Here is a 17,979-nt window from a genome sequence, read left to right as displayed (position 1 = left end):
CCCTATCGTTACAATACCACAGATATCACGCCCAAAGCACGCAAATTGATGCCGATCAAACCTTCCGGCTTGAGGCGAGCGACCGTGCGCAAACGAAGCTTCCGATCCCGGCAAGGGCGATCACCCAGCCCATCGGCCAGGGCGTACCGTCGGCAAAGGTGCCGACCAGTGCCGAGCCGAAGATGCCGCTACCGTAGTGGATCGCGCCGACCAGGGCGGATGCGGTGCCGGCACGCTCGGGGAAATCCGTGAGTGCCCCGGCAATGGAGTTGGCGACGATGAAGCCGGTTGCGGAGATGAACAGGAAGAGCGGCACGACCAGGCCCCAAAGTCCGCCCCAGTCCGTCCATGCCGCCACGGCAAGCACGACGCCGGCAAGTGCGGTGGCGGCGGTGCCGCGGATCAGCAGGCGATCGCCGCCGAAGCGGGACACCAGCCGCGAATTCACGATATTGGCGATCATGATCCCAACAATGCCGATGGCGAACAGCAGCCCGTAGAGCCCGGCCGGGACTTGATGATAGGTGATGTAGGCGAAGGGCGTGCCCGCAATGTAAGCGTAGATGCCGCCATAAAGAAAGCCGCCCGCACCCGCATAGCCGAGCAGGCGGCGATTGCGCAGAAGCGTGCCATATCCGATAATCGCGCGCCCGAGCGGCTGGAGGTTTCGACGCTCGACCGGCAATGTCTCGGGCAAGGTGAACAGCGCCGCAAGGGTCAGCAGGCCGACGCCCACCAGCGTCCAGAAGATCGCCCGCCATCCGGCAAGCGCGAGGATCTGTCCACCCACGACCGGCCCGAGCAAGGGCGCGATCGCCATTACGGTCATCAATGTCGACAGCATCTGCGCCGCACGGCTGCCTTCGTAAAGATCGCGCACCATCGCGCGCGACAGCACGACCCCGGCACAGGCCCCGACCGCCTGCACAATACGCCACCCGATCATCGCCGAAGCGCTGTCGGCCATGGCGCATCCAGCCGAACCGATGACGAACAGCACCAGCCCGATCGCCACCGGCAGGCGCCGGCCGTAACGGTCGCCGACCGGACCCCAGAGAAGCTGCCCGAGGCTGAAGCCGATGAGGAAGCCGGAGATCGTCAGCTCTATCCCGCCCGTATCGGCGCCGAGATCCCGGCCCATCGTCGGCATGGCGGGGAGATAGAGATCCGTCGAGATCGACGCGAAGCCCATCAGCGCGCTCAGAACCGCGAGGACACGCCATCCGTGGCTTGCGGCCCCAACGATCTTTCCCGTCCCAGGAGTATCTGCAAGGGGAGTACCAGCAGCTCCTGCCGTTTGCTTGACTGCGGTTTTCGCCTGATTGGGCATCGGGTTACAGTTCCTGTACGATCGAGCGGAAGCCAGTGCCGTTAATGTTCTCAAACACGGCAAGCTCCAATCTTGAAAAGGATAGAGCCCGCGCGACAGGCGCACGGGCTCGGATCACAATAGGAATTCCTGGCGTCTCAGAGACCGACAGTCTTCAGCAGATGCTCGGGATAGCGCTCACCCTCGATCCCGATCTCGGCGGCCGCGCTCTGAATCCGCGCCAGATCCTCCGGCGTCAGTTCGATGTCGGCGGCCGCGAGGTTTTCTTCCAGCCGGTGCAGCTTGGTGGTGCCGGGGATCGGCACAATCCAAGGTTTTTGCGCCAGGAGCCAGGCAAGGGCAATCTGCGCAGTCGTCGCGCTCTTCGCGTCGGCGATGGTCTTCAGCAGGTCGATCAAGGCCTGGTTCTTCTCCATTGCTTCCGGCGTGAAGCGCGGCAGGAGCTTGCGGAAGTCGTTCTCGCTCAGCTTGGTATCCTTGCCCATCGCACCGGTCAGGAAGCCCTTGCCGAGTGGGCTGTAGGCGACCAGGCCGATGCCGAGCTCTTCGCAGGCCTCAAGGATACCGTTGGTTTCCGGACCGCGCGTCCAGAGCGAATACTCATTCTGCAACGCCGTGATCGGCTGTACGGCATGCGCGCGGCGAACCGTCTGCGCGCCGGGTTCCGACAGGCCGAAATGCTTGACCTTGCCCTCGGCGATCAGGTCCTTGACGGCACCGGCCACATCCTCGATCGGTACGTTGGGGTCGACGCGATGCTGGTAGAGAAGATCGATGACCTCAACGCCCAGCCGCTTGAGCGAGGCTTCAGCCACCTTGCGGATGTTTTCCGGCCGGCTATCCAGGCCGCTCGACTTCCGGGTCTCGGGATCGATCGCGAAGCCGAATTTCGTTGCGATCACCACCTGATCGCGGACCGGCGCCAACGCCTCTCCGACCATCTCTTCATTGGTGAAAGGACCATAGATCTCTGCCGTGTCGAAGAAGGTGACACCGCGTTCAACCGCCTGGCGGATCAGCGTAACGCCTTCCTGCGTGCCCAGTGCGTGACCATAGCCGAAGTTCAAACCCATGCAGCCAAAGCTGATGGCGGAAACTTCCAGGCCGCTTTTGCCAAGTATACGCGTCTTCATTGCTCTTCCTCTCGCGCCCACCGATGGTGAGCGCTCAGTTATTGCGATGAGGAGAAAATAGGCCACGCCATGCATACCGATTAGACGGCAGAATTGGCATGAGGCTATATCCATAATTCATGAATGCCTGTTGAGAGCTTCACAAGCACGGCAACAGGGTGGATTGTCTCGACATCCGGCAGCGGGCATCCTCCCGGTTCCCGTTCGGAACGATTCTTGCGTTCATTCGACCTGTTCGAGCATGCGAAGAAAGAGAGAACAATGAAGAGATCGTATTTCCTGGCGACCGTATTTGTGGCGCTGAATTTGACAGCGAGCATGGCGCTGGCCGAAGACGGCGCGCTGGCGGAGATCCAGAAGGCGGGCGTGATCAAGATCGGCACGACGGGCGACTACAAGCCCTTCAGTTACAAGGGCGCGGATGGCAGCTTGACCGGCGCTGATATCGCCATGGGCAAGGATCTGGCGACGAGCCTGAACGTCAAGCCGGAATTTGTGATGACAACATGGAAGACCATGCTGGACGATTTCAAGGCCGGCAAGTTCGACGTCGCGCTGGGCGGCATTACGGTCAACCCCGCGCGCGCCGAAGTCGGCGACTTCTCCGTGCCCAACGTCAGCGACGGCAAGCGCCCGATCGCCCGCTGCGCAGACAAGGACAAATATGCGACGCTGGAGGCGATCGACCAGCCTTCGGTGCGCGTGATCGTCAATCCAGGCGGCACCAATGACAAGTTCGCCCATGAGCACCTCTCCAAGGCGCAGATTGAGGAGTTTGCGGACAACAAGGCAATCTTCGACGAGATCGCGGCGGACAAGGCCGACATCATGATCACCGACGGCATAGAGGTGGATATTCAATCCAAGCTGCATCCCGGCGTGCTGTGCCCGGTTGCGGTCAAGGAGCCTTTCACCCATTTCGACAATGCCTATCTGTTGCGCAAGGACCCGGCATTGAAGGCCGCCGTGGATGCATTTATGCGCAAGCAGCTGGACAGTGGCGACTGGAAGAAGAAGCTCGACGCCGCGATCCAGTGAAAACGCCCAGCGCGGCTCGTGCCATATTTTGCGCAGTGAGCGCGTACGACGAAGGGAGGACGGCTGCCTTCCCTTCGTTAGTATCTGCAATGTAATCGCCGATAACGTCTACCGGCAATTTTCCGTCAAATCAGCTTGCCATCCGTCGCGTGTCGGCCGCCTGCTCATAATAATGGCCGAACTGGCTCTTCAGGAACAGGTCGAGCCCGATATCCTCCTGACGGACAAAGCCGCTATTGGGCAGGTGTCCGTGGCTGAGCATATCAAGTACTGCGCAAATGCTTGATGCAGTGGTGATCTGGATGGCGCTCATGGGGCGACCGGCGACCATGGCGCTATAGACCTTGTTCGCATAGGTTTCCTGCACGAGACGGCCGTTTCTCCAGCCGGAAACGGTGACGAAAATGATGACGACGTCCTGCAGGGTCGACGGCAGAGAATGCTCGAGGATGTCCTTCAGGACTTCGCGGCGATGCCGCAGGCCGAGGTCGTTCAGAAGCGCTTTCATGATCGCCGCATGGCCGGGATAGCGGATCGTGCGATAGTTCAGCGTCCTGACCTTGCCCTCCAGCGTTTCGCAAAGGGTGCCGAGCCCGCCGGACGTGTTGAAGGCCTCGTAAGTAACGCCATCCAGCGAGAATTCCTCCCGCTCTTCCATCGCCGGAACCTGAACGAGCTTCCCTTCGACGATCGCCTCGCATGGCTCGATATATTCGTTGATGACGCCGTCGGTGCTCCAGGTCAGATTATAGTTCAGAGCGTTGGACGGATATTGCGGCAGGGCGCCGACGCGCAGGCGGACGCTATCGAGGCTGTCGAAACGGCTGGCGAGGTCATTGGCAACGATCGAGATAAATCCCGGTGCCAGCCCGCATTGCGGAATGAAGGCGGTGTTTGCGGTTTGCGCGATGGCCTTCACGCGTCTGGTCGACGCGACATCCTCGGTCAGGTCGAGATAGTGAACACCCATCTTTGCCGCCGCTTCCGCAATGGCGATCGTCAGATGGAACGGGGCGGCGCTGAGAACGGCGAAGCTGCCGGAAAGGACTGCGGTGAGCGCGGAGGCATCCGCAATGTCGACCTTGGCCACGCGCAACGCGGCACTTGTCTCGATCTGCGCAAGGTGGTCCTCGCTGCGGTCGACAACCGTAACGTTGTATTCGCCGGAATGAACAAGCAGGCGGGCAATCGTCGATCCGATCTTGCCAGCGCCGATGACAACGATGTTTTTCATATCAGTCCCCAAACAGTGATCGTAATTTTTATAGTTTTTTTATTCTCGACAGCTTGGTTGATTCACAGCGCCGAAATGATAGAAATGAACTGGTATTTCATACAAACTGCCGTTGGATTTGATCAGAATGACGTTATCGGAAAAAGACCGGCAACTGCTGTCTTTCCTCAGCGAAAACGCCCGGATTCCAACCGCCACGCTCGCCCGCAAGCTCGGGCTGTCGCGCACGACCGTACAGACGAAAATCGAGCGTCTTGAGCGGGATGGCGTGATCGCCGGTTATGGTGTTCGTCTATCGGACGGCTATGAAAGTGGGCTGGTAAAGGCGCATGTGCTGATCACATTGACGGCGAAAATGCTCGGCCGCGTGACGCAGGAACTGCAGGCGATCCCTCACGTCAGGTCGGTTTATTCCGTCAGTGGCAGCTTCGATCTGATCGCGATTATCGCCGCCGCGTCGATCAGCGAACTGGACAAGGTGATCGACAGGATCGGCGAGATGGATGGCGTCGAAAAAACGCTGTCATCGATCATATTGTCGACACGGATCGACCGCTGACGGCAAGGCTCTATCGGAAGCGCGACGCCGCAAAAGGCCCGATGTCGATCGGTGGCGGCCGTCTGGAAAACGAGGCAGCCACCAGCTCTCCGGTTTTCGGGCCGGCCGCAAGGCCGATATGACCATGGCCGAATGCGTGCACGACATCAGCCGTGGCACTTGAGCGCGAGATGACGGGCAGACCGTCCGGGGTCGAGGGGCGGTTGCCCTGCCAGCGCAGGATCGTCAGGTCCTCCGGGCTATTCCCGAGAGCCGGATAGGTGCTGAGAAGCTGCCGTAGCAGGATATCCGCCCGCCTCCAGTCGGGCGCGGCATCGACGCTCGCCAGTTCCACCTGCCCCGATGCCCGCAGCCGGCCAGGCATCATGGTATTGGCCATCTTGCCATCGCTCGGCATGATCGGAATGCGCGGGCCTGTCCTCGGATCGACAACCTCGACATGATAGCCCCGCTCGCTTTCAAGCGGGATACGATCGCCGACCATTCTCGCGAGCGCCTTCGACCGGATCCCCGCCGCGATGACGGCACCGTCGCATTCGATCGGGCCGGCATCGGTATCGACAGCCGTTAGGCGATCGTCCTTTATCCGGAAGCCGATCGCGCTTGCTTTTACCAGGCGAGCGCCGTCGCCAAGGGCGCGCTGCACCAGCAATGCAACGTAAGCACCGGGGTCCGTGCAATGTCCACCGGCCCCGACGAGCGCGGCAAACGTATAGCGCCGGTTAAGGGAGGGCTCAAAAGCATGTAGCTCCTCGCCCGACAGTTCCCGCCACCCAACGCCATTGTCGCGCCGCAGCCGCCAGGCGAAAGCGTCGGCCTCAAAACTTGCCCGGTCTGGATAGACATAGAGCAGACCGTCCTGCCGGATCATATCTGGCTGCCCGCAATCGGCTGCGATGGCGCGATGACGCATCGGGGCATCCGACAGCAACGAGGACAGGATTTTCGCCGTTCGCTGCACCTTGGCAAGCGTCGAGCCGGCGTTGAGAAAACGCAGCAGCCATGGCGTGAGGGGCAAAAGATGTCCCCAGCGGATAGTCAATGGCCCTTGCGGGTCGAGAAGGTAAGCCGGCACTTTCTTCCAGAGGCCTGGAACCGACATGGGGATGATCGAGGCCGGGCTGAGGAAGGCGCCATTGCCATAGCTCGCCGCTTGGCTATCGCCCGGCTCACCCGGCTCGATGATCGTCACGCGATGCCCATCCTTCAACAACGCAAGCGCGCTGCAGGCGCCAACGATACCACATCCGATGACGGCGATGTGCTTTGGGGCGGTGTTCGGCATTCTGGTTCCTCGAGAAAATAGCGGGTGATGTTGTTCCATGCGCTGCGTGCTGCGCATGGCTTCGCAAGGCAGGAGTGCCGTCCTGCTGCGTCAAACTCATGCTTTGAATTCATGTGCCAGGGCCCTCGCTCGGGCGGAGCAGGCCCGGTCAGCTTGGATGCGGCGGGCCTGCGAGCCCGGTATGAAAGTGGCTGAGAAAGCTGCGCGTCGCCGGATGGCTCGGATTTTCAATCATCTGCCGGGCGTCGCCCTGTTCGACGACGCATCCATCCCGCATGAAGATCACCTGGTCGGCGACATCGCGGGCGAAGGCCATTTCATGCGTTACCAAGAGCATGGTCATGCCTTCGGCAGCCAGCGAGCGCACCACCGCGAGAACCTCGCCAACCAACTCGGGATCGAGCGCCGAGGTCGCCTCGTCGAACAGCATCACTTCCGGCTGCATGGCGAGCGCGCGGGCGATGGCGACACGTTGCTTCTGCCCGCCGGACAGCTGCTCGGGCTTTGATTTGGCCTTGTCCGCCAGCCCGACCTTCTCCAGCAGCGCATGGGCACGCTCGCGAGCCTCGGCCTTGGTCATGCCAAGCACCGTGGCCGGCCCTTCCATCACGTTTTCCTCTACGCTCATATGCGGAAAGAGGTTGAAGCTTTGGAAGACCATGCCAGTTCTCGCGCGGAAGGCTGCGAGTTCCTTGTCGCGCGGAAGTGCGGTCGAGCGTGAGAAATCCATCGTGTGGTTTCCCACCCGGATATAGCCTTTGTCGGGTACGGTCAGCAGGTTGATGCTACGCAGCAGCGTGGATTTGCCCGAGCCGCTGGGGCCGATCAGCGCCACGACGCTGCCTTTCCCGACACTCAAGGTAATATCCTTGAGAACCTCCACCGGTCCGAAGGACTTCTTGACGCCTACGAGTTCGATCATCTTGTCGTCAGACATGGCTTCATTCCTTCTCGGCGTGCATCATTTTGCCATCCGCGCTTCCAGCCCATGCGCGAGGCGTGTGAGCGGAAACAGGATGATGAAATAGATCACCGCAATCATCGTATAGGTTTCCAGCGGGCGATAACTCGCCGAGGTGATCAGCTGGCCCTGATAAAGAAGATCCGGCACGGCGAGCACCGACAGCAGCGACGTATTCTTCAACTGCAGGACGCTCTGATTGACCAGCGGCGGCAACATGCGTCTCAGTGCCTGCGGCATGATCACGCGGCGCATGAGCTGATGGCGGCGCATGCCGATGGCTCGACCGGCGTCCCATTGTCCGGCATCGACGGAGACGATACCCCCGCGAATGATCTCGCTATAAAACGAAGCGCCGTAGAGCGTCAGCGTGATGAACGCCGCCACCGCCGGCGTCAGTTCGATGCCCGACAGGATCGGCAGCGCGTAATAACACCAGACAAGCTGGACCAGCACCGGCGTACAGCGGAAGATCTCGATGAATCCGGTCAAGAGCACGCTGATAATCTTGAAATTGGAAAGCCGCGCCAGCGCAATCACGCAGCCGACGCTAAGGCCCGAGATCACCGTTATGACGGTGAAGCCGCAGGTGTAGAGCGCGCCGATCCAGATCAGCTTGCTATATTGCAGCAGAAAGCCGAAATCCCATTGATAACCCATTGAGCGATATCCCTCTTTTATTCTATTCTGCAGCTATCCCGCCTGGGTTCCCGCAAACAACCAACGGCCCATCGTCAGAATGTCGAAGACCGGAAGGCCGAAACGTCGGGCAATTGCCCCGGAAAACGGCGGCAGGTTGGTGCACTCGAAAACGATCGCGCCGATGTCGGCCTCGCGCGCAAGCAGGTCCTGCACGGCCTCGGTCAGCTCCCGTTCGAGATTGTCCCGATCATAAGCCTCTCCACGCTCGATCAGTCCGTGAAAATACCCTTCTTTCGGCAACCCCATGGTCGGTGTGTCGGGATCAGCGCCGGCCTGTGCAAAATGCGCTGGGGTCAGCGAATTGCGCTCGTAGGTCACCACCCCGACGCGCTTGCCCGCCGGCAGGCACCGCATGACGAGCGGGATCTGCATCAGGCTCGATGTCGCCACCGGCAGCGACAGCCGGCTTGCCAACAGCGACTGTCTGAGCACGAGAAAGCCACAGGAGGTGGTGAGTGCGCGCGCACCCTGCCGCTGCAACTCTTCGCCGGCGGCGACAAACGCATCGAGAAGGCTCTCGTCCCGCCCCGCAACCACGGTTCTCGCGGTTGCCCCGGGCACTATCCGATAGAGAACGGGGAAGGGCCAGCTCTCAGCGTTGCCGACATCACCGACCGGACGTTCGAATGTCGTGTCCAGCATGATGATACCGAGCGCATTGGCAGGATCAGACATGACTTGGCAACCTTTACACTAGGAAGCACCGAGCGAGCGTCCGGGCCGGGCGTTGCCGCGCGGCCCGATTGCCCACGTCAGAATTGAATCTCGGCGGGGATTTCCTGCTTTTGCACGCCAACCAGTTCAAGGCTGGAGGTGATCCAGCTGGTCACCACACCGGAGGAGCGGTTATACTCCAGCCAATTGTCGACGAAGGTGCGAAAACGGGCGCTGTCCTCGACACGAACGCCGGCGCAGGTCGGTTGCCGGACGATCGGGGTCGGAACGAAGATCTTGCCGAGATTTGGGATCTTCTTGATCGTCACCAGCGACAGCATGGCCACCTGGATCACCAAATCGGCGTGACCGGCCTGAACCGAAAGCGTCGCTTCGTCGGCCGACTTCAGCGCAACCAGTGTCGCCTGCGGCAAGACGCGGCGCGCAAAAGGTCATGGGTCGAACCGATATCGACAGCGACGCGGATCTCCGGCTTGTTCAGCTCGTCCCAGGTCTTCGGTTCCAGGCCCGGCTTGGCGATGACGGTAAACGTGTTCTGCATGATCGGGCGGGTGAACTCGACCACCAGCGCCCGGCTCGGCGTGGGGCTGAGGCCGAACATGATGTCGATCTTCTTCGACTGCAGGTCGAGCACGGCGTTGCCCCAGGTGGTTTCGCTGATCTCGACCTCTGCTTCCATCGACTTGGCGAGATCGCGCGCCATGCTCATACAGAATCCGGACCATTCGCCGGTCGCGATATCCTTGTGGTAATAGGGCTCGGTCCCCACGATGCCGGCGACGCGCAGCTTCTTGCTGTTGCGGATCCGGTCGAAGGTCGATTCATTCGGCGCCGTCTGGGCCACGGCGGGAGTGGACAATGCCACCGCTGCGGCACCGGTCGCGGCAACCCCGATGAGGCCTGCGAAATCTCTGCGTTTCATCATGTTCATTCCCCTTTTTTGTTTGATGATTGATGATGTGCTTGATTGCAACGCGAAGGAGCCGCTCCAACGCTTCGATGTGTAAGCTAGAGTAGCCACTCTAGCTCGGGTTGAAGCTTGAGAGTTTCGCCGTCGCAAATGCGGGCTTGCAAGATTCTCGCTCCTTTGCGGGCGTCTAATTTTCGCGCACCTATTACAATTGCCCGATTAATGGCCTGTCGCGCGCAAAAATACAAAACTTGAAAACTCGGTTCGTCATGAGTATTTGTCATGCCGAAGACATAATAGGGACTTCATGCGTCGCTTCCTTCCTTCATTACCGGCCCTGCAAGCATTCGAAGCTGCTGCTCGCCACATGAGCTTTACGAAGGCGGGGGAGGAGCTTGCGATGACGCAAAGCGGCATCAGCCGCCATATCCAGAATCTCGAACGCTATCTCGGCGTCCGGCTCTTCGAGCGCTCCGGATCGAGGCTCGTGCTGACCGATCCGGGGGCCAAGTATTTTCAGGAGATCGAACAGACGCTCAACAAGCTTGAGGAGGTCTCCATCGATGTCGTGCGCGGGCGCAAGGCCGATGCGTCGCTGATGATCGGCGCCTATCCCACGCTTGCCGCGCGATGGCTCGCACCCCGGCTCGAAGGCTTTGTGCAGGGAAATCCCGATATGCCGATCGAGATCATGCTGGTCGATCCCAAGCTCGATTTCGACCACAGCCGGATCGATATCGCCATCCTGCGCGGCGTCGGCTCCTGGAGGAATGCACGCGCCTCATTGCTTTTCCCGGAGGAGCTTGCTGTCGTTGCCTCGCCAAAGCTGATCCCGGCGACGACGAAGCTCGACTGGCTCGATTTCGCCCAGTTTCCCACGCTTCAGAATGCCAGCAGACCGAGCCTCTGGCTCAACTGGCTGCGGGCTGCCAATCTGAGCTACAGCGGCGCGATCCAGGGGGTCCGCTTTGCCCATAGCGAGATGCTCATCAATGCAGCCGTCAGCGGTCTCGGCCTTGCGGTTGTGCCGGTGCAATATGTCGAACGCGAATTGGAGAGCGGCGAGCTGCATCTGCCGCTAGGAAAGCCGGTTCGCTCCAGCGAATCCTATTGGGCCGTCTATTCCGAGCGCAAGTCGCAAAAACACAGCGTCATCGCATTCCGGGACTGGCTGCTGCATGAGAGCCGGAAAAGCCGCCAGGTGACGGGCGGGACTGCGGCGTAACAACACCCCGGCCTGTCCTTGACCGCACCGCCTTTTTCTCTAGTCTTCATCGGTATTTGCAACACCCGTGGCCATTGAGGATTTAAGATGTTTGGAATGACGAAGGCGAGCAAATTTGGGCTCGTGTGCCTGGCCGTGGCGGCCGTCTCCAGTTTCGCGTCCGCCGCCGAGACGAAGGTTTCCTTTAGCGTCGATGGGCAAAAAGTGATCGGCACGCTATCGACGATCGATAACAACCCCAAAGCGCCCGTCGTTGTCATGTTCCACGGCTTCGGTGGCTCGCGCGACGAGTTGGCAATCAAGGACACCAAGGACGGGGTCTTTTCGCGCAGCGCCCGGCTTCTTGCCGAAAGCGGCTATGCAAGCCTGCGGATCGATTTTCGCGGATCCGGGGAGAGCGACGGCAAATGGGCTGACACCACCTTCTCCGGCCAGATCAAGGATGGCATCGCGGCGGTGGACTGGCTGAAGGCCAGCGACAAGGTCGACGGCTCCAGGATATCCATCCTCGGATGGAGCCAGGGCGGCCTCGTTGGCGCCCATGTGGCAAGGGCGCGACCGGAGGTCAAATCCGTGACCTTGTGGGCGCCGGTGGTGACGCCGCTTTACACCTACGGCAGCCTCCTCGGCGCAGACAATGTCGCGAAAGGATTGACCAGCCCTTCGGACACCGAGATCACCGCCAAATTACCGTGGGGCGTCGATACCACGCTGAAGGCTTCCTTCTTCAAGGAAATGCCGACCACCAGCACGATCGCGGCGATTGCGCATTACCCCGGTCCGCTGCAAGTCATTGTTGGCAGCAAGGATACGACGGTCACGCCCCAGCCGGCATCCGGCCAGGCTCTTCTCGACTATCACGATGGCGAAGAGCGTCTGGACGTTTTCGACATGGATCATGTTTTCAATGCCTTTACCGGGCCCGAGACGATCGATAGCCACCTGGTTCCGGCAACGCTGGAATGGCTGAAGAAATTCAATCCCTGATAGGGTCACAGATCAGATGAGCGGCTTTGCCTCCGCTCATTTTTTCGCCAGCAAAATCCAGCTTCAACTCATCAAACGACAGCTGTCGGTAGCGGCATTCCGGCGAAATGGGCATCGAGATTGGCAAGCACCAGATCGGCCATCGCCCGCCGTGTCTCGTGCGTGGCGCTGCCAAGGTGCGGGGCCAGAAGCACGTTGTCCATGCCGAACAGCTCCTCCGGCACGCGGGGTTCATCCTCGAAGACATCAAGTGCTGCGCCACCGATCCGCCGGTCCCGCAAGGCGACGACCAGCGCCTGCTCATCGACCAGCGAGCCGCGTGCCACGTTGACGAGCGTGCCGTACGGCCCGAGGGCATCGAGCACTTCGGCGTTGACGACATGCCTGGTTTCGGCCGTGGCGGCGGCGGCGAGAATGAGGACATCGCAATTTGCGGCAAGCGCGACAAGCGTCTCATGATAGTCGTAAGGCACATCCCGCTTCGAGCGTGCCGAATAGGAAATGCGGGCGTCGAAACCTTCGAGGCGCCTCGCAATCGCCATGCCGATGCGGCCGAGCCCGAAAATGCCGTAGCGGCGACCGGCGACCCGCGTCGAAAGCCCCATATCGGCCGAGAGCCATTTGCCGGCCCGGACATAGGCATCGGCACGCGGCAATTGCCGACCAAAGGCAAGAATCAGCCCGAGCGCCAGATCCGCGACATCGGCCGTCAGCACATCCGGCGTGTTGGAGACACGGATGCCCCGCCGCTTCGCCTCGGCCAGGTCGACCTTGTCGAAGCCGACGCCGTTGATTGCGACGATTTCGAGCTTTGGAAGGGCGGCGGCCAGATCGGCCGGAATACCGAGGTGACCGCCTGTGACGGCGACGCGAATGCTATCGCCATTGGCCGCCAGGAAGCCCGCCTTGTCCTCCATCTCGAAGAGGCGATGGATGGTAAATCGTTTGGCCAACTCCGTTTCGAGAAAGGGCGTCAGCGGGCAGAGCTGCAGGATGTCTACGGTCATGGATCAACTCAAACTTTGAACGAGGGTCATTTCACGTCGGATTTCACGAATTGGCGCAGCTCGGGCGTTTGCGGGTTGGCGAACAGCTCCGCCGACGGCCCCTGCTCCCAGATCGTGCCCTTGTGCATGAAGATGGTTTGGGTCGCCACGCGCCGGGCAAAGCTCATCTCGTGCGTCACGAGGATCATCGTCATGCCGTCGCGCGCCAGTCGCTCCATGACCAGCAGCACTTCCTCAGTCAGTTCCGGGTCGAGCGCGGAGGTCACCTCGTCGAAGAGCATCACCTTCGGCCGCATGGCAAGCGAGCGGGCGATGGCCACGCGCTGCTGCTGGCCACCGGACAGCTGATCCGGATAGGCATCGAACTTCTCCGACAGGCCGACGAGCTGCAGCACTTCGCGGGCGATCTCGCGGGTTGCCGCCTTCTTGACATCCTTGACGATGCGCGGCGCCAGCATGATGTTCTCACCCACCGTCAGGTGCGGAAAGAGATTGTAGCTCTGGAAGACGATGCCGACATCGGTTCTGAGATCCCTCAGCGACTTGGCATCGCCGCCGAGCGCATGGCCGGCAATCTCGATCCGGCCGGAATTGATCCTCTCCAGCCCGTTCATGCAGCGCAGCAGCGTGCTCTTTCCGGACCCGGAGCGGCCAATCAGCGCGAAGACCTCGCCCCGTCCGACGCTCAGCGACACACCTTTCAGAACCTCGAGCGCACCGAAGCTCTTGTGAACATTTTCAACGATTACTTCCGGCATGAAGCCTCCTTTCCAGCCAACGCGACAGCTGGGACAATGGGTAGCAGACGACGAAATAGAGGATCGCCACCGCGATGAAGACGCGAAACGGCTGGAACGTCGCATTGTTGATGAGCTGCCCGGCACGGGCGAGTTCGACAAAGCCGATGATCGAGGTGATCGAGGTGTTCTTCACCACCTGCACGGCAAAGCCGACGGTCGGCGGTAGGGAAATCCGCATCGCCTGCGGCAGGATGACGTAGCGATATTGCTGCAATCGGGTCATGGCGAGCGACTCGGACGCCTCCCATTGCGGCTTGGGCACGGCCTGGATGCAGCCCCGCCAGATCTCCGCCAGATAGCCGGAGGCATAGATCGTCATCGACGCACCCGCGGCAATCAGCGGCGGCAGTTCGAAGCCGGCAAGGCTCAGCCCGTAATAGGACAGGAAGAGGATCATCAGGACCGGAATGCCTTGGATCACCTGGATATAGGTGCCGGCGGCGATACGCACGGCCTTGATCGACGAGGTGCGGGCGAGCGCCACGGCAAAGCCCAGGAGCCCACCACCGATCAGCGCGATGATCGTCAGAACGACCGTCCATTGCAGCGATTGCACCAGGAAGGTGAATTCATTGATGCCGAATGTTCTGAGTGTCATGCCTGTACCTCCGGCAGGGCCGTGATCGTGCGACGCGCGACGCGGCGGCCGAAGAGCCACATCCCGACGAGCGCGAGACCGGCGCGCAGCACCAGCGCCAGCGCCAGATACATCAGCGTGACGACGATATAGACCTCGAAGGACCGGTAGGTCTGCGATTCCACGAAGGCGGCCGAGGCGGCTAGTTCATGGGTCGAGATCGCCGAGCAGACGCTCGATGCCAGCATCATCAGCACGAACTGGCTGCACAGCGCCGGATAGACCTTGGCAACGGCCGGCACGATGATGACATGGCGATAGATCTGGAAGCGCGTGAAGCCGAGCGCCTCGCCCGCCTCGATCTGGGATTTGTGCACCGCCTCGATACCCGCTCGGATGATTTCCGTCGAATAGGCAGCGAGATTGATGGTCATGCCGATCAGTGCAGCCGTATCGGCGCCAACCCTCAGGCCGATACCCGGCAGCCCGAAATAGACGATGAAAAGCTGGACCAGGAAGGGCGTATTGCGGATGACCTCGACATAGGCGTCGACCAGAAACCGCACCCACCTGCCCCGGACGGAACGCAGCGAGGCAAGCACGATGCCGAAGGCCGAGCCGAGGATGATGGACAGAACCGAAAGCCTGATGGTCAACCAGAGACCGCTCAGGAACTCACCCTGATATTGCGCCAGGGCGCTGAATTGAAATGTATAGGACATGGAAAAGGACCTCCGTTGAGGTTTCGCGGCCCGCCGGCGAATGTTTTCCGCCGGCGGGCACGGACGCAAACCCGATCAGAAGGACGGAAGCTGCGCCATCGGCCGGCCGGTCCACTTCACCGAGATCTTGTCGAGATCACCGGAGACTTTCATGAGATAGATTGAGGTATTCAGCCATTGGCGCAGTTCGAAATCATCGATCTTCGTCGCCATGGAGTTACCCTGCTGGAAGAAGGTGAAGCCGACCTGCAGACCCGCATCCGGACGCTGCTTGATGATCGCCTCGCCAACCGTGGACGGCACGGCCGCCGCGTCGGTCTGGCCGGCGATCAGCGCCTGCGCGCTGGTGGAATCATCCTCATAGACAACGATTTCTAGACCGGGAACCGCCGCCTTGCGCAATGCCGTTTCCTGCGACGAACCACGGTTCACCGCCACGCGCTTGCCTTGGAGATCCGACAGCTGGGTAAATTTCTGGTCCGGACCGGAAATGATGTCCATGTTGAAAGCGCTGTAGGGCTGGGTGAACATCACCGTCTTCGCCCGCTCGCCGGTCGGCGCCAGTGTTGCGACGAGGAAGTCCACCTTGCCGGTCTGCAACGCCGGAATACGCGAAGGCGGCGTCAGCGGAACCAGTTCCACCGGCAGAGAGAGATAGCCGGCAATCAGATTGGCGACGTCGACGTCATAGCCGCTCGGATTGCCCTTTTCATCGATCATGCCCATCGGCGGCGCACCGGTGAGAACGCCGATGCGCACCTTGCCGCGCGAAATGATGTCGTTCAGCGTCGTCGCATGCGCCTGTGTCGTCGCGAGCAGCCCCGTGGCGACAATACCGACCGCTGCCATGACCCCGCGCAGGGATTTCGAAATGTTCATGATGCTCCTCCATCTGTTGCTTTGTCACACTCCGCCGCTGCCCACTCCCCGGAGCTCTCGCGGTGGAAACTACCAACTTATTCACGGCACCTATGTTTGCGGTAACATAGGAAAACTGAATGAAAAAACCGCCCTGCCAAAGCCAGCAGTCCTGAACCGATTACTCCGTTCTCGCGGAATTAGAATGATAATCCCAACATTCATCCGCCGCTCCCGATCCGGCTCGCGCCATTTCGGTTGGTGGTTGCAATAGAACATGTTACCGGTATCATTGCAAGTCAGATAAGACACCGCTGTTTCGACACAGTCTCAAGGGAGGAAAATTCATGTTCACACGGTCCGCGATTTTCGAGGGCGCAATCCATGCCGGCCGCGAAGAGGAATTCTTTCGCATCGTCGAGGAAAAGCTGCTACCCGTGTGGAAGCGCATGCCGAATGCCCAGGCAGTGCGTGTGATGCGCACCGGGCGTAGCGACCCCGGAGCCGCGCCGATCATCATGGTCCAGGAAATCGATTATCCGACGATGGAAGCTGTGGAAGAGGCACTCGTCTCGCCCGTTCGCCTGGAAGGTCGCGCCATCACCGACGAGATGATGAGCATGTGCGACGGCCGGTTCTATCATCTCGTCTACCAACGGATTGCGTGAACCAAAAACAGGGGAAAACGTGGCGCATCCTTCAGACATATCCCGCAAGGCGACCATGAGCGACGTCTCGCGGCTTGCCGGCGTTTCGAAGATGACCGTGTCGCGCGTGCTGGCTGATCCGACGCTGGTCGCCGAACCAACACGCAATCGCGTGATGACGGCGATCGAGCAACTCGGCTACGTGCCGGACCGGACCGCCAGCTCACTTTCCTCGCGCCGGACCAACTTCATCACCGCGATCCTGCCGACGCTGACCAACGCCAATTTCGCCGACACCGCACAGGGCCTCGCGGGTGCGCTGCGCGCCGCCGACTACCAGCTCCTGATCGGCTATACCCTGTACAGCCTGGCGGAGGAGGAGCGCATCGTTCGCGCCATGCTGGCGCGACGCCCGGATGCGATCGTCATCGCCAGCGCGGTCCACACCAAGGCGACCAACGAGATGCTGCTGCGGGCGGGCATTCCGATCGTCGAAATCTGGGACGCGTCGGAACACCCAATCGACCATGCGGTCGGCTTTTCCAACTACGAGGTCGGGCGGCTGGCGGCCCGGCATCTCATCTCTCTCGGCCATCGCCGCATCGGCGCCATCGGATCGGCCGTGACCGCGGACGCTACCGACTTTCGCGGCGAAAGTCGCCTGCTCGGATTTGCCGCGACCCTCCGTGAGGCAGATCTTTCCGACGACTTCATCGTTCGCCAGAATGCCGCGCCCTCGTCCTACGATCACGGGGCTGAGGCGCTGAGCACGCTTCTCCAGCGGGCGCCCGACGTTCAGGCCGTCTTTGCGGTTTCCGACATTTCCGCCGTCGGCGCGCTGATGGAATGTCACCGCCGCAAGATCGTCATCCCGGACGACCTTTCCATTCTCGGCTTCGGTGATTTCGACATTGCCCGCCAATGCGTGCCGGCCTTGTCGACCATCCGCGTCGATGCCGCAATGATCGGTCGAAAAACCGGAGAGTTGCTACTGGCTATCCTGGAGCCGGACGGCACCGTCCCGCAACCGACGGAGAGCCGTCTGGATGTCGGCTTCGAACTCGTCACCCGCGAAACGACGAGCGCGCCCAAGACGTAGCAGTGTCGCTTGGCCGGACAGCCTCGCGGCCAAGCCTCAGTGTCATCGCCTCACCTGCGGGGTTGACATGACCCGAACCGAAAGCATAGCCTTCACGACATTCACCAGGGGGGTCCCGGCAAGGGGCTGAGATACTGCTGGACAACTCGGCTTTGCCGATTGTGGCGCAGTGACCCGTTGAACCTGATCCAGTTCATACTGGCGTAGGGACGGTGCAAGCGCTCGAAAGG

At 60.9% G+C, this 17,979-nt stretch carries 18 protein-coding genes, 1 pseudogene and 1 riboswitch; of the genes and pseudogenes, 6 read left to right on the top strand and 13 right to left on the bottom strand.

Annotated features, from left to right (window positions below):
* Positions 1 to 55 precede the first annotated feature (55 nt).
* Entirely contained in the window at positions 56 to 1,330 is a 1,275-nt protein-coding gene (locus HB780_RS03365; protein ID WP_183688655.1) for a multidrug effflux MFS transporter, read from the bottom strand.
* 137 nt (positions 1,331 to 1,467) lie between these two features.
* On the bottom strand, positions 1,468 to 2,463 hold the full coding sequence (locus HB780_RS03360; RefSeq protein WP_183688653.1) for an aldo/keto reductase: 996 nt from the start codon (positions 2,461 to 2,463) through the stop codon (positions 1,468 to 1,470).
* Positions 2,464 to 2,724: 261 nt separating this feature from the next.
* Between HB780_RS03360 and HB780_RS03355 the strand changes: the two genes are divergently transcribed.
* Positions 2,725 to 3,501, top strand: coding sequence for a transporter substrate-binding domain-containing protein (locus HB780_RS03355; RefSeq protein WP_183688651.1), 777 nt, complete (start codon positions 2,725 to 2,727; stop codon positions 3,499 to 3,501).
* 130 nt (positions 3,502 to 3,631) lie between these two features.
* Here HB780_RS03355 and HB780_RS03350 read toward each other — a convergent pair whose 3' ends face one another.
* Positions 3,632 to 4,735 (bottom strand): saccharopine dehydrogenase family protein, encoded by a 1,104-nt coding sequence (locus tag HB780_RS03350; RefSeq protein ID WP_183688648.1) that lies wholly within the window; start codon positions 4,733 to 4,735, stop codon positions 3,632 to 3,634.
* A gap of 127 nt (positions 4,736 to 4,862) precedes the next feature.
* Between HB780_RS03350 and HB780_RS03345 the strand changes: the two genes are divergently transcribed.
* Positions 4,863 to 5,294 (top strand): Lrp/AsnC family transcriptional regulator, encoded by a 432-nt coding sequence (locus tag HB780_RS03345; RefSeq protein WP_047459850.1) that lies wholly within the window; start codon positions 4,863 to 4,865, stop codon positions 5,292 to 5,294.
* 10 nt (positions 5,295 to 5,304) lie between these two features.
* Here the strand turns inward: HB780_RS03345 and HB780_RS03340 are convergent, their stop codons facing one another.
* The 5 genes and pseudogenes from HB780_RS03340 to HB780_RS03320 all read right to left on the bottom strand — a co-directional run bounded on the left by HB780_RS03340 (position 5,305) and on the right by HB780_RS03320 (position 9,842).
* Positions 5,305 to 6,579, bottom strand: a complete 1,275-nt coding sequence (locus tag HB780_RS03340; RefSeq protein ID WP_183688645.1) for an NAD(P)/FAD-dependent oxidoreductase — start codon at positions 6,577 to 6,579, stop codon at positions 5,305 to 5,307.
* A gap of 148 nt (positions 6,580 to 6,727) precedes the next feature.
* Positions 6,728 to 7,516, bottom strand: a complete 789-nt coding sequence (locus HB780_RS03335; RefSeq protein ID WP_286202959.1) for an amino acid ABC transporter ATP-binding protein — start codon at positions 7,514 to 7,516, stop codon at positions 6,728 to 6,730.
* A 24-nt stretch (positions 7,517 to 7,540) separates the two neighbouring features.
* Entirely contained in the window at positions 7,541 to 8,200 is a 660-nt protein-coding gene (locus HB780_RS03330; protein ID WP_183688643.1) for an amino acid ABC transporter permease, read from the bottom strand.
* 33 nt (positions 8,201 to 8,233) lie between these two features.
* Complete coding sequence (locus tag HB780_RS03325; protein ID WP_183688640.1) at positions 8,234 to 8,917, bottom strand: aspartate/glutamate racemase family protein; 684 nt, start codon at positions 8,915 to 8,917, stop codon at positions 8,234 to 8,236.
* Between the two features lie 77 nt (positions 8,918 to 8,994).
* A pseudogene (locus HB780_RS03320) lies at positions 8,995 to 9,842 on the bottom strand (transporter substrate-binding domain-containing protein).
* A 292-nt stretch (positions 9,843 to 10,134) separates the two neighbouring features.
* On the opposite strand from HB780_RS03320, the gene HB780_RS03315 reads away from it, so the two are divergent.
* Both HB780_RS03315 and HB780_RS03310 read left to right on the top strand, forming a co-directional pair.
* On the top strand, positions 10,135 to 11,052 hold the full coding sequence (locus HB780_RS03315) for a LysR substrate-binding domain-containing protein (RefSeq protein ID WP_183688638.1): 918 nt from the start codon (positions 10,135 to 10,137) through the stop codon (positions 11,050 to 11,052).
* A gap of 96 nt (positions 11,053 to 11,148) precedes the next feature.
* A complete protein-coding gene (locus tag HB780_RS03310) occupies positions 11,149 to 12,039 on the top strand; it encodes an alpha/beta hydrolase family protein (RefSeq protein ID WP_286202958.1) in 891 nt (296 codons plus the stop codon).
* 71 nt (positions 12,040 to 12,110) lie between these two features.
* Here HB780_RS03310 and HB780_RS03305 read toward each other — a convergent pair whose 3' ends face one another.
* The 5 genes from HB780_RS03305 to HB780_RS03285 all read right to left on the bottom strand — a co-directional run bounded on the left by HB780_RS03305 (position 12,111) and on the right by HB780_RS03285 (position 16,024).
* Entirely contained in the window at positions 12,111 to 13,046 is a 936-nt protein-coding gene (locus tag HB780_RS03305; protein WP_183688633.1) for a 2-hydroxyacid dehydrogenase, read from the bottom strand.
* A 26-nt stretch (positions 13,047 to 13,072) separates the two neighbouring features.
* On the bottom strand, positions 13,073 to 13,804 hold the full coding sequence (locus tag HB780_RS03300) for an amino acid ABC transporter ATP-binding protein (protein WP_183688626.1): 732 nt from the start codon (positions 13,802 to 13,804) through the stop codon (positions 13,073 to 13,075).
* Positions 13,785 to 14,444, bottom strand: a complete 660-nt coding sequence (locus tag HB780_RS03295; protein WP_183688623.1) for an amino acid ABC transporter permease — start codon at positions 14,442 to 14,444, stop codon at positions 13,785 to 13,787. The genes HB780_RS03300 and HB780_RS03295 overlap by 20 nt, the downstream gene beginning before the upstream one ends.
* The gene (locus tag HB780_RS03290) at positions 14,441 to 15,145 is read right to left on the bottom strand and encodes an amino acid ABC transporter permease (protein ID WP_183688621.1); all 705 of its coding nucleotides are present in this window, start codon (positions 15,143 to 15,145) and stop codon (positions 14,441 to 14,443) included. Before HB780_RS03290 ends, HB780_RS03295 begins: the two co-directional genes overlap by 4 nt.
* Before the next feature lie 75 nt (positions 15,146 to 15,220).
* On the bottom strand, positions 15,221 to 16,024 hold the full coding sequence (locus HB780_RS03285) for a transporter substrate-binding domain-containing protein (protein WP_183688618.1): 804 nt from the start codon (positions 16,022 to 16,024) through the stop codon (positions 15,221 to 15,223).
* 326 nt (positions 16,025 to 16,350) lie between these two features.
* Between HB780_RS03285 and HB780_RS03280 the strand changes: the two genes are divergently transcribed.
* Both HB780_RS03280 and HB780_RS03275 read left to right on the top strand, forming a co-directional pair.
* Positions 16,351 to 16,671 carry an EthD domain-containing protein gene (locus HB780_RS03280; RefSeq protein WP_183688617.1) on the top strand — a complete coding sequence of 107 codons (321 nt, stop codon included), beginning with the start codon at positions 16,351 to 16,353 and terminating at the stop codon, positions 16,669 to 16,671.
* Positions 16,672 to 16,726: 55 nt separating this feature from the next.
* Positions 16,727 to 17,749 (top strand): LacI family DNA-binding transcriptional regulator, encoded by a 1,023-nt coding sequence (locus HB780_RS03275; RefSeq protein ID WP_183689588.1) that lies wholly within the window; start codon positions 16,727 to 16,729, stop codon positions 17,747 to 17,749.
* 96 nt (positions 17,750 to 17,845) lie between these two features.
* Positions 17,846 to 17,977: riboswitch (TPP riboswitch) on the top strand.
* Positions 17,978 to 17,979 lie beyond the last annotated feature (2 nt).

It is taken from the genome of Rhizobium lusitanum, from assembly GCF_014189535.1.
In the GTDB taxonomy this organism is placed as follows: domain Bacteria; phylum Pseudomonadota; class Alphaproteobacteria; order Rhizobiales; family Rhizobiaceae; genus Rhizobium; species Rhizobium lusitanum_C.
The sequence above is the reverse complement of the archived record's forward strand: the minus strand, read 5'-3'. Positions and strand labels throughout refer to the sequence as shown.

Coding starts and splice junctions, on each gene's coding strand:
- HB780_RS03365 (WP_183688655.1), bottom strand. CDS start 1,330: ATGCCCAATCAGGCGAAAACCGCAGTCAAGCAAACGGCAGGAGCTGCT.
- HB780_RS03360 (WP_183688653.1), bottom strand. CDS start 2,463: ATGAAGACGCGTATACTTGGCAAAAGCGGCCTGGAAGTTTCCGCCATC.
- HB780_RS03355 (WP_183688651.1), top strand. CDS start 2,725: ATGAAGAGATCGTATTTCCTGGCGACCGTATTTGTGGCGCTGAATTTG.
- HB780_RS03350 (WP_183688648.1), bottom strand. CDS start 4,735: ATGAAAAACATCGTTGTCATCGGCGCTGGCAAGATCGGATCGACGATT.
- HB780_RS03345 (WP_047459850.1), top strand. CDS start 4,863: ATGACGTTATCGGAAAAAGACCGGCAACTGCTGTCTTTCCTCAGCGAA.
- HB780_RS03340 (WP_183688645.1), bottom strand. CDS start 6,579: ATGCCGAACACCGCCCCAAAGCACATCGCCGTCATCGGATGTGGTATC.
- HB780_RS03335 (WP_286202959.1), bottom strand. CDS start 7,516: ATGTCTGACGACAAGATGATCGAACTCGTAGGCGTCAAGAAGTCCTTC.
- HB780_RS03330 (WP_183688643.1), bottom strand. CDS start 8,200: ATGGGTTATCAATGGGATTTCGGCTTTCTGCTGCAATATAGCAAGCTG.
- HB780_RS03325 (WP_183688640.1), bottom strand. CDS start 8,917: ATGTCTGATCCTGCCAATGCGCTCGGTATCATCATGCTGGACACGACA.
- HB780_RS03315 (WP_183688638.1), top strand. CDS start 10,135: ATGCGTCGCTTCCTTCCTTCATTACCGGCCCTGCAAGCATTCGAAGCT.
- HB780_RS03310 (WP_286202958.1), top strand. CDS start 11,149: ATGACGAAGGCGAGCAAATTTGGGCTCGTGTGCCTGGCCGTGGCGGCC.
- HB780_RS03305 (WP_183688633.1), bottom strand. CDS start 13,046: ATGACCGTAGACATCCTGCAGCTCTGCCCGCTGACGCCCTTTCTCGAA.
- HB780_RS03300 (WP_183688626.1), bottom strand. CDS start 13,804: ATGCCGGAAGTAATCGTTGAAAATGTTCACAAGAGCTTCGGTGCGCTC.
- HB780_RS03295 (WP_183688623.1), bottom strand. CDS start 14,444: ATGACACTCAGAACATTCGGCATCAATGAATTCACCTTCCTGGTGCAA.
- HB780_RS03290 (WP_183688621.1), bottom strand. CDS start 15,145: ATGTCCTATACATTTCAATTCAGCGCCCTGGCGCAATATCAGGGTGAG.
- HB780_RS03285 (WP_183688618.1), bottom strand. CDS start 16,024: ATGAACATTTCGAAATCCCTGCGCGGGGTCATGGCAGCGGTCGGTATT.
- HB780_RS03280 (WP_183688617.1), top strand. CDS start 16,351: ATGTTCACACGGTCCGCGATTTTCGAGGGCGCAATCCATGCCGGCCGC.
- HB780_RS03275 (WP_183689588.1), top strand. CDS start 16,727: ATGAGCGACGTCTCGCGGCTTGCCGGCGTTTCGAAGATGACCGTGTCG.